Here is a 10,385-nt window from a genome sequence, read left to right on the forward strand (position 1 = left end):
GGAACAAACTCGTTTATTTGGTTTCTTTCGTTCGGCGCCGTGTTTCTCAGCGGCGACTTTTATATCCTATCACAGCGGCGAGCAATTCGTCAAGCATTATTTTTCAATTCTTTTTCGACGCTCGTTTACCGATTTGCTGTGAAGGTCTTCTCTCGAAGAGCCGTTTATTAATGTAGCATATCGCCAAATAGCTAGTCAACACTATTTTTGATTTTTATTCATTTTGCTTTGTTCTTTATCGTAACAAGCGATCTAGGCTCGAATACAATACATGGATTATACATTGAAAACGCTTTTCTGTCAGCCTTGTTTCGACAAAAGACATTAAAAATGCGGCTGCAGGGTTTGTCTCCCGCAGCCGCCGCGCTTCTTTTACCTGGAAAGCCAGACTTTTTAAAGCTCTCTGCGCCCTTCCAAGGCTTTGGACAATGTCACTTCATCCGCATATTCCAGATCTCCACCTACCGGCAGTCCGTGGGCAATCCGCGTTACTTTGATTCCAAAAGGACGTACCAAGCGGGAAATGTACATGGCTGTCGCTTCGCCTTCGATATTCGGGTTAGTCGCCAGAATCAGCTCCTGCACCCGCTCATCGCTCAGACGGTTCAACAGTTCTTTGAGACGAATGTCGTCGGGACCGATTCCTTCCATAGGAGAAATGGCTCCATGCAGCACATGATAATAACCATCGAATTCGCGGGTACGTTCCATGGCCACGAGATCTTTCGCATCCTGCACCACGCAGATCACAGATACATCACGGGACTTGTCCTGACAGATCCGGCAGGGATCGGTATCCGTGATATTGCCGCAGACTGTACAGAAATGCAGGTTGCGTTTTACGCTGACAAGCGCCTTGGCGAAATCGATCACATCGTCTTCTTTCATATTAAGCACATGAAAAGCCAGTCTCGCCGCCGTTTTCGGCCCGATTCCGGGCAGACGGCTGAACGATTCGATCAGTTTGGCAATCGGCTCCGGATAATGCAAGGCCACACTTCCCTTTTACGAATAGTTTAGAACAGGCCCGGGATTTTCATACCGTTCGTGAATTTGCCCATGTCCTGGTTTGCCAGTTCTTCGGCTTTGGTCAATGCATCGTTAACAGCCGTCAGGATAAGATCCTGCAGCATTTCCACGTCGTCCGGGTCCACCGCTTCGGGTTTGATGTTGATCGCGATTACTTTTTTGTGTCCGTTGACTTCAACACTTACCACGCCGCCGCCGGAAGTACCTTCGACTTTTTTCGTACCGAGTTCTTCCTGGGCTTTCATCATTTGTTCCTGCATCTTCTTCACTTGTTTCATCATTTGGTTCATGTTGTTATTCATTGCGATCTCTCCTTTGAATTGGACCTCGGCCTCTTCGCGAAGCAAAGCGCCGGGCAGCACTTATTCTTTAATGACAACCAGGTTTTCCCCGAACAGGTTCAAAGCTTCATCTACCCAGGGTTCTTTGCTGCCGCCTTCTTCTTCGTGTTGAAACTCCAAGACTTCGGACTTCGAAGAAGAAGCCGATTCTGCAGATTCAGTCCAATCTTTCTGCATAATCGTGACCAGATGCCATTCTCCGCCCAGGCATTCGGCCATTACCTGCTCGACAACCTGGCGATTGGCGGGCTTTTCGATCGTTTCGCGGTGAATATCGTTTTTGAATGCCACCAGAACGGAATCGTCCAGCGCCGACACCGGTTCACCGTTGGTAAACCAGGCATGAACCGTTACCTTCTCTTCTTTTACCCGCTGCAGCACCTGGTTCCACTTGCCCCGGATCTCTTTGAAGGAAGAGTCCTCTCTTCTCGCCAGGTATTGATCCATATGCGAAGGGAGCTTGGCCATCCGGGATACACGCGTCGTGTTCGGGCGAGCAGCCGGTCGACCGCCTGCCGCTTCGCCTCCCCCGGAGGACGACACACCGCTGCGGATCGCTTGATCCAGCTTCTTCTCGAGTTCGGCAATCCGGCCTTCCAGACGTTTGACGGCCTGCGAATCGGCGGGAGGCGCACTGGAAGACGAAACCTCTCCCTGCATCGGCAGTTCGACGCGATCGCCTTGACTGACCAGATTGAGCAGGGCCACTTCAAATAGCATCTGCGGATTGGCCGCATATTTCATTTCGTTCTGGTAGCGGCTGAGCGTATCGAGAGTGCGGAACAGATTTTCTTTGGTAAAAAGCTCCGCTATCGTGTGAAAAGACGCCGCATCCAGCACCCGTTCCGTCATATGCTCCGAGTTGGGTACCATTTTGATCATCAGCAGGTCGCGGAAATAATACAAAAGATTCTCCATGCATTTGTCGGCGCTTTTGCCTTCCTGCATCCAGCTCTCCACGGTCTGCAGCACGCCTCCGGCGTCTTTGGCAGACAAGAATTCGGCCAATGCCGAGAACTGTTCGGAGGCAATGCCCCCCGTCATGTTCAGCACCTGGTCGTACGTGACTTTGCCATCGGTGAAAGCGGAGATCTGATCCAGTACGCTCAGCGCATCGCGCATCCCTCCGTCGGACAGGCGGGCGATGTACTGCAGGGCACTTTCTTCGGCTTCGATCTTCTCTTCGCGGCAAATTTCGGTCAGCCTTCCGGTCTGCTCCTCGAGCGAAACCCGGCGGAAATCGAACCGTTGGCAGCGAGAGATGATCGTAGCCGGCAGCCGGTGCGGTTCCGTTGTAGCCAAAATGAACATGGCATGCTCAGGCGGTTCTTCCAGCGTCTTCAGCAGGGCATTGAACGCTTCTGTCGTGAGCATGTGCACTTCGTCGATAATATAAACTTTACGCCGCACTTCGGTCGGGGCGTATTTGATCTTGTCGCGCAGGTCCCGGATCTCTTCCACTCCACGGTTGGAGGCGGCATCGATCTCGAGTACGTCCATCACCGCTCCGGATGAGATACGTTTGCACGTCTCGCATTCGTTGCACGGTTCGGGAGCGGGTCCCTTTTCGCAGTTGACGGCTTTGGCCAGAATCTTTGCGGCACTCGTCTTGCCCGTCCCCCGCGGTCCGCTGAACAAATAGGCATGGGATACCCGCTGTTCGCGTATGGCGTTCTGCAGCGTTCGGATAATATGCTGTTGTCCTACCATGTCTTGGAACGACTGAGGCCGCCAAGCACGGTAAAGCGCAATATGTTCCATCAGCGGCTCCTTTTTAATCGGACTTGAAATCGGGTTCATTCAGACAAAAATGAATCGTCGTCGTCCCTTTATTATACTATATTTCCGCACGGATAAAAACGGCGCGCGGACCTTTTGAAGCGGATGAACCCAACTTTTTTGCAGGGCTTTTCGCGGATAAAAAAACAAAAAACACCTTCGCCTTCGGCAAAGATGTCGGTCGTTTGATCAATAAAATAAAACCGTGCACCCGTCTTCGATACAATGCCATCCAAGCGGCACCTCTACACAACAACTCGGGCCAGGCCACCCTCCGGCACAAAAGCGGACCTGCTTATGGCTGCTTCCTTCCGGACCTGACCAGGTTCACAAGAGCTCATTGCGGAGGACCCGACCGTCAACATTATGTGTAGAGACCAAACCTTACAGGACATGACCTCGAACGGGAATTCAACCTCGCTATAGCGGATTGCGAGTTACAGGGCACCGCTACCTCCCCATCTAGCACGGCACTCTCTATTATACGGGAAGCTAATCGAAAACGCAAACAGGCCGGCAATGTTGCAGCCGGCCGTGGGAAGGTCCCGTTTCGATCGGCGCTCGGGTTGTTTTCCCGTGCCGGAACACATCGGTTCCGGCACAGAAGGAAAGCCAAATGTCGCTTCGACCCGAAACGGGACCTTCCCGAGCTTCCGACCCCTCTAAGTATAGAGGGGTCGGAAGGAACAGAGGAAAGAGCCCGGCGGATGAATCGCCGGGCTTCTTTACCTTGCTTTTCAGGCGGACGTTTCGTCCGCCCCTACAGCGAGCTTGATTCTGATCGAGAGCGACTTCGGCTTCACTTCCCCTGTTTGAGACCACAGTCTCAAACCCTGAAGTGAAACGAGCGGAGCGAACGAGCAGAATCAAGCGAGCCTTATACGAGTCCGACGGGAGGTTTCGCGCGGCGCTGATCGACCGGAGGAACATGGGTGTACGATCCGATCACGACATTCGGAAGCTCTTCGCGGAAAATCTCCAGCATCTGCTTCATCCCAAGGATCTCGCCTTGGGCGGGCGGGATGAGTTCGAGGTAACTTTCCGGATCGATATTCAGATTCCGCATCTGAATAAGCTTCAAGTCGGTACGGCGCGCAAACTCGATCATAGCTTCGATCTCTTCCTCGCGGTCGGTTACTCCGGGGAAGATCAAATAGTTGATCGAAGTATAGACGCCCTGTTTTGCCGCATAAGCCATCGACTTCTCGACGTTCGCCAGCGTATAACCGCGCGGCTTGTAGTAAGCATTGTAATGATCGTCCAAGGCGCTGATCGTGCTGACGCGCATCAGATCCAGACCCGCATCGACGATTCCGCGGATATGGTCGGACAGACCGGCATTCGTATTGATGTTGATATAGCCCATATCGGTGCGCGAACGCACTTCGCGGATCGCTTCGATAATCAGCTTGGCCTGGGTGGAAGGTTCTCCCTCGCAGCCCTGTCCAAAACTGATAATCGATTCCGGCGTAATCAGATGCTCCATCATAATCTGTACCATCTCTTCCGTTCTCGGACGGAAGTTCATACGCGTCTGGGGCGCAACGAAGCCGCTGTCGTCGGGCTGTTCGGAAATACAGCCGAAACAGCCTGCGTTACAGGAATAAGAAACAGGCACTCCGCCTTCCCAGCGTCCGAGGAACGTATTCGAGGAAGTCAGACACTCGTAGCCGAGCGCACAGTTCGACAAATGCTGATACAGCCGGTTATCGGGATACTTCTCGATAAAATCGTGTACTTTGCCGTTCAGTTCGCGGGTATCGCAGTTCTCCGGATTCCACTTCTCCGGGTCGTCGCATTGTTCGGCCGTCACATAGAAGCGTCCGTCTTTCCAGACGACTGCGGAGTAGCCGAACAGCGGCAGTTTATATTCTTTATCCGTCTTCACGTAGCCGGGCAGAGCCAGACGGGTGAAACCCTGCGGAAGCAGTGCTCCAACCGCCTGCATCCCTTCGAGCGCCATCATTTCGCCGCTCTCCGGATCAAGCGCAACCGGTTTGGTGCTCGGCAGGCCGACCAACGTCGCACCGTCCGGCAGAGGAATAAGTTCGTCTTCCATAATTTCGATAATCATATCGGCGCTGCGCGCCAGGGCGAGCAGTTCGGGGTGATCGTATACATTGCCGTTCTCGTCGGCATAAACCAGATGCATGGGTAAGGTCTCCTTTTAGCGGGCTTGCGGCTTTGTTTCTTAATCGTTTACTTGCTTGTTACGGGAGTGGCGGTCCGTGTCGGACGTCTTGCTCCGCCAGCAGCGGAATTCCCGCCGCTCTTGGACGGCGAAGACGATTTGGCGCTGCCTGTATCGCCGGAAGTATCCAGAGAAGCCAGGAATTCGGCGTTTGTCTTGGCATTTTTCAACTTTTTGAGGAAACCTTCGATAAAGTCGAAGGAATCGTTCATATTTTTGCGAATATGCCATACGGCATCCAGCTCTTCCTTGGACAGCAGCATTTCCTCGCGCCGGGTTCCGGAACGACGAATATCGATCGCAGGGAAAATCCGGCGTTCCGCCAGTTTTCGATCCAAATGCAGCTCCATATTGCCGGTTCCCTTGAATTCTTCATAAATAATATCGTCCATTCTGGAGCCTGTGTCAATCAGCGCAGTAGCCAGGATGGTCAGACTGCCTCCTTCTTCCACGTTGCGGGCTGCGCCGAAGAAGCGTTTCGGGCGGTGGAACGCGGCCGGATCGATACCGCCGCTGAGCGTACGGCCGGATGGAGGGATAACCAGATTGTAGGCGCGCGCAAGGCGCGTAATGCTGTCGAGCAAGATAACGACATCTTTCTTGTGTTCGACCATCCGCAGGGCGCGCTCAAGCACCAGTTCGGCTACTTTGATATGGTTCTCCGGAAGTTCGTCGAAGGTGGAAGCGACGACTTCCCCTTTGACCGAACGCTGCATATCCGTCACTTCTTCCGGACGTTCATCGATCAGCAGTACGAACAGCTCGATCTCCGGGTTGTTTTCGGAAATACTGTTGGCCACTTCTTTCAGCAGCTGCGTTTTACCGGCTTTGGGCGGTGCGACGATCAGTCCGCGCTGACCGAGGCCGACCGGAGCGATCAGATCCATAATCCGCGCGGACAGACGGTTTTGCGTGGTCTCGAGCGGCAGCTTTTTTTCCGGATACAAAGGGGTAAGCGCCGGGAAATGCAGACGTTCCGCAGCCGTGGCCGGATCCATTCCGTTAACGGCATTTACCTGCAGAAGACCAAAGTAACGTTCGTTTTCTTTGGGAGCACGGCACTTTCCGGACACAAGATCTCCGCTGCGCAGATCGAATTTACGGATTTGGGAAGCCGAGATATAAATATCTTCGGTACTTGGCAGGTAGTTGATCGGACGCAGAAATCCGTAACCTTCCGGCAGAACTTCAAGCACGCCCTGCATAAACAGCAGTCCGCTTTGCTCCGCCTGTGCACGCAGGATCGCGAACACCAATTCCTTTTTCTTCATCTGACTGTAATACGTAATTTGATACTGCTTGGCCAATTTGTAAAGATCGGTCAATTTCATGACTTCCAAATCGGAAAGTTGCAAATCCATGTAAGAAAACCACCTATTCAATTTTATAATGGAAAGTCCCGCTCTCTTCGGAAGAGGCCATGGCAGGGACAGAATGGGCAATCGACTGAAACACGTCCTCGGAAGCGGCACAAGGAACCTGTCTATCTGTATATCTATCTGAACGAAGAAAAGCACAGTTTCGTTATGGTTGTCGGAATATACGGCCTCTCGTGCTCGCCGTTTGTAATGAAGCGTCTAGGGAAACGAAAGGATAGGCAATGGAGATCGAATTTGGGTTCGGGAAGGTCCCGAACGGATAGGAGTCAAGCGACTGGAAATGAAAAGAACGGAGGATGAAACATCCATTTACGATAAACATTACCCATTTTCCAAAAAAGTGATTCGATGGCAGGAAAAAAAGCACGGACGCGGCCAAAGGCCGCGCCTGCACTCCGTCAAACGGTCTCGCGCCATACGTCCGCGCCAAGACTGCGAAGATTCGAAACCAGGTTGTCATAACCCCGATCGATATATTCTACACCTTCGATTTCGGTAATACCGTTTTCGACCGTCAAACCGGCAATAACAAGCGCGGCTCCCGCACGCAGATCCGCCGCCTGAACTTTGGCCGCATTAAGCCTGCCGCCTTCGATAACCGCAGAACGGCCTTCGACCCGGATCTTGGCTCCCATGCGTACCAGTTCCGGCACATGCTTGAAGCGGTTGCTGTATACGAAATCACTGAGCACACTCGCACCTTCGGCCTGGGTCAACAGACTTGTCATCGGCGATTGAAGATCCGTCGGAAATCCCGGATAGACGAGCGCTTTGACGTCCACATGCTGATAAGTGGGTCCGCCGATAATCCGGATGCTCTCGTCCATTTCTTCAACGGTTACGCCGATTTCCTGCAGCTTGGCCGTAATGGCTTCAAGATGCTTGGGAATGACGCTGTCAATCAGAACATTGCCGCGCGTTGCCGCGGCAGCAATCATATACGTACCGGCCTGGATGCGGTCGGGAATGATCGAATGTCGGCAGCCATGCAGCTCGCGGACGCCTTCGATACGAATTGTCTCCGTACCTACGCCTTTGATGCTGGCTCCCATCGAATTAAGCAGTGTGGCTACGTCTATAATTTCAGGCTCTTTAGCCGCGTTTTCGATAATGGTAGAGCCTTTGGCCTTGGCGGCCGCAAGCATAATATTGATAGTCGCTCCAACACTTGCGACATCGAGATAGATTTTGGTGCCGCGGAGTTCTTCCGCATGCAAATGGATGGCGCCGTGTTCGTTAACCGCGGTCGCTCCAAGCGCTTCGAATCCTTTGATATGCTGATCGATCGGACGGGGCTCAAAGTTGCAGCCTCCCGGAAGCCCGATCAGCGCTTCGCCGAATCTACCGAGCAGAGCACCCATCATATAGTAGGAAGCCCGAAGTTTCTTAACCGGTCCGTTAGGCATTGGAATCGATTTGACATTCGACGGATCGATTCGCATCTGACTGCCTTCCCAGGATACCCGTGCACCGAGTCCTTCCAGAATCTCGGCATAAACCGCCACGTCGCTGAGCAGCGGGAGATTGTCCAATATCACTTCGGAATCTGCAAGCAGCGCTGCAGGAATAAGCGCAATCGCACTGTTTTTCGCACCGCTGATCGTGACCGTTCCCTGGAGCGGACGCCCACCGGTGATCATTAATTTCTCCATAAGTTCAAAGGTCCCCCTACTTAATGTGCAGCCATTCGAAGAAGACTGGAATGATGTATCGAAACAAAAGCCAAATGTGCCGGAATTAAAACAAAATGGAAAGACACCGATTGAACGGTGATCTTTCCATAATGAATGAGTGGTTCGGATTTTGCAATAAAAAATCGACATTGCGTGCAAAAAGAACGCTTTGACGCACTAAGCGGAAGCTTAGGCTTTGTTGCTCGAACCGAATTCTTTGATCTTGCCGATAACGGTAGCTTTGATCGCGTCGCGGCCCGGTACGATGAAGGTACGCGGATCGTAAGCGTCAGGCTTTGCAGCCAGAACTTCACGAACGACTCTTGCGAATGCGATTTGGTTTTCCGTGTTCACGTTGATTTTCGACGTGCCCAGGGAGATCGATTTTTGGATATCGTGAGTTGGGATACCCGTACCGCCGTGCAGAACGAGCGGAAGGTTTACCGCGTTGCGGATTTCTTCCATCTCTTTGAAGCCCAGGTTCGGTTCGCCGAGGTAAGGACCGTGTACGGAACCCAGTGCCGGAGCCAGCGTGTCGATGCCTGTTTCCTTCACGATGCGTACGCATTCGTCAAGGTCAGCATACATGATTCCGCCGATGACGTCGTCTTCTTGTCCGCCTACCGTACCAACTTCCGCTTCAACCGAAGCGCCTTTGGCATGTGCGTACTCAACGACTTTTTTCGTCATTTCGATGTTTTCTTCGATCGGGTGATGCGATCCGTCGATCATAACGGAAGTGAAGCCGGCATCGAGAGCCGCTTTACATTTGTCGAAGCTCGAACCGTGGTCGAGGTGAATGGCAACTGGAACGGTGATGCTCATATCCAGCAGCAGGCCTTCAACCATCTTCACGACTGTATTGAAACCGCCCATGTGACGAGCTGCGCCTTCGGATACACCGAGGATTACCGGAGATTTTTCTTCTTCGGCAGCGCCCAGGATGGCTTGTGTCCACTCGAGGTTGTTGATGTTGAACTGACCCACCGCGTATTTTCCTTCGAGAGCTTTGTTCAACATGTCTGTCATCGAAACTAATGGCATGGTTGTTCCTCCTAATTAAATGTTGGATTTCTATATTGAGCCGACATCCATACTTGCTTATTATACCACTGTCGCTGCAAATACAAAACAGGCAGGTTGTAAACTTACAAGGAATTTGCATGAACAAAAAGGTTCGGCGATCCCCGGCTCAGCCGCTTATTCCTCTTTCAAATACCGGCCGACGGCCAATCGCATCTCGTCGATATCGAAAGGTTTTGTAAAATGCATCAAGGCGCCCTGGTCTTTGGCTTCCTTGATCATATCGAGTTCCCCGTAGGCCGTCATCATGATCACTTTGATCTCCGGATCGGCCGCTTTGATGTGGCGCAGAATCTCCAGTCCGTCCATGCCGGGGATTTTCATATCCAGCAGTACCAGATCGGGCCGGTCCTGCTGCAGCAGCTCCAACGCTTCCTTGCCATTTGCCGCCTGGTAGGTCTTGTATCCTTCGCTTCCGAACACCTCGGTCAGCAGCATGCGGATTCCGTTCTGGTCGTCGACAATCAATATTTTGTGTTCGCTCATCTTCGTTTGTCCTCCCCCGTTGTGTTCCCGTCCGCCGTGTCGCCGCTTCCGTCGATCGCTCTCCTCATGGACAGGAGCTTCCGCTTTTGGATACGCGATTGTTGCTCCCAAACTTATTCGACCTGAAAAGGCGATTTCCTGCTTATTCCAGAAGGGAGGCCGAATATTTCCCAAATCAGACACCGGCGGGCCAAAAAGAAAAAGAAGGCCCGGCAGATGCCGGGCCTTCTCGCGGGCTATATCCTAGTACCTTGGCCGATAAAGAGGTTAGGTTACGCCCCTCGAAAACCCGCTTGAACCATGCGTGTTTCCGATGAACGCAAACCTTAGATTTAGTTCGGTCAAGCTACTAGTACCTTGACCGGATTATATTTTAGGATAGAGATGTCGCAACTTTCCTCTAGCTTGCTCAGTTGTGAAATGC

General features: G+C 52.4%; 8 protein-coding genes and 1 other RNA gene. All 9 read right to left on the bottom strand.

Annotated elements, in window-relative coordinates; genetic code table 11:
• Positions 1-393: 393 nt before the first annotated feature.
• Positions 394-990, bottom strand: coding sequence for a recombination mediator RecR (recR, locus tag HRQ60_RS22845; protein ID WP_172200795.1), 597 nt, complete (start codon positions 988-990; stop codon positions 394-396).
• 26 nt (positions 991-1,016) lie between these two features.
• The gene (locus tag HRQ60_RS22850) at positions 1,017-1,331 is read right to left on the bottom strand and encodes a YbaB/EbfC family nucleoid-associated protein (protein ID WP_141447902.1); all 315 of its coding nucleotides are present in this window, start codon (positions 1,329-1,331) and stop codon (positions 1,017-1,019) included.
• A 60-nt stretch (positions 1,332-1,391) separates the two neighbouring features.
• A complete protein-coding gene (dnaX, locus tag HRQ60_RS22855) occupies positions 1,392-3,131 on the bottom strand; it encodes a DNA polymerase III subunit gamma/tau (RefSeq protein ID WP_172200798.1) in 1,740 nt (579 codons plus the stop codon).
• A gap of 221 nt (positions 3,132-3,352) precedes the next feature.
• Positions 3,353-3,620: signal recognition particle sRNA large type (gene ffs, locus HRQ60_RS22860), an RNA gene on the bottom strand.
• Between the two features lie 406 nt (positions 3,621-4,026).
• Positions 4,027-5,301, bottom strand: a complete 1,275-nt coding sequence (locus HRQ60_RS22865) for a radical SAM family protein (RefSeq protein WP_172200801.1) — start codon at positions 5,299-5,301, stop codon at positions 4,027-4,029.
• Between the two features lie 47 nt (positions 5,302-5,348).
• Positions 5,349-6,701, bottom strand: coding sequence for a transcription termination factor Rho (gene rho, locus HRQ60_RS22870; protein WP_172200804.1), 1,353 nt, complete (start codon positions 6,699-6,701; stop codon positions 5,349-5,351).
• A gap of 416 nt (positions 6,702-7,117) precedes the next feature.
• Positions 7,118-8,371, bottom strand: a complete 1,254-nt coding sequence (locus HRQ60_RS22875) for a UDP-N-acetylglucosamine 1-carboxyvinyltransferase (RefSeq protein WP_172200807.1) — start codon at positions 8,369-8,371, stop codon at positions 7,118-7,120.
• Positions 8,372-8,581: 210 nt separating this feature from the next.
• Positions 8,582-9,436: a class II fructose-1,6-bisphosphate aldolase gene (gene fba, locus HRQ60_RS22880; protein WP_172200810.1), complete on the bottom strand. Its 855-nt coding sequence runs from the start codon at positions 9,434-9,436 to the stop codon at positions 8,582-8,584.
• A gap of 156 nt (positions 9,437-9,592) precedes the next feature.
• Positions 9,593-9,961, bottom strand: coding sequence for a response regulator (locus HRQ60_RS22885; RefSeq protein ID WP_172200813.1), 369 nt, complete (start codon positions 9,959-9,961; stop codon positions 9,593-9,595).
• Between the last annotated feature and the right edge of the window lie 424 nt (positions 9,962-10,385).

It is taken from the genome of Saccharibacillus qingshengii, from assembly GCF_013185195.1.
Taxonomy (GTDB): Bacteria; Bacillota; Bacilli; order Paenibacillales; family Paenibacillaceae; genus Saccharibacillus; species Saccharibacillus qingshengii.

Bases quoted from the DNA above. Each gene is read 5' to 3' on its own strand.
- HRQ60_RS22850 (WP_141447902.1), bottom strand. From the start codon at position 1,331: ATGAATAACAACATGAACCAAATGATGAAACAAGTGAAGAAGATGCAG.
- dnaX (WP_172200798.1), bottom strand. From the start codon at position 3,131: ATGGAACATATTGCGCTTTACCGTGCTTGGCGGCCTCAGTCGTTCCAA.
- HRQ60_RS22865 (WP_172200801.1), bottom strand. From the start codon at position 5,301: ATGCATCTGGTTTATGCCGACGAGAACGGCAATGTATACGATCACCCC.
- rho (WP_172200804.1), bottom strand. From the start codon at position 6,701: ATGGATTTGCAACTTTCCGATTTGGAAGTCATGAAATTGACCGATCTT.
- HRQ60_RS22875 (WP_172200807.1), bottom strand. From the start codon at position 8,371: ATGGAGAAATTAATGATCACCGGTGGGCGTCCGCTCCAGGGAACGGTC.
- fba (WP_172200810.1), bottom strand. From the start codon at position 9,436: ATGCCATTAGTTTCGATGACAGACATGTTGAACAAAGCTCTCGAAGGA.
- HRQ60_RS22885 (WP_172200813.1), bottom strand. From the start codon at position 9,961: ATGAGCGAACACAAAATATTGATTGTCGACGACCAGAACGGAATCCGC.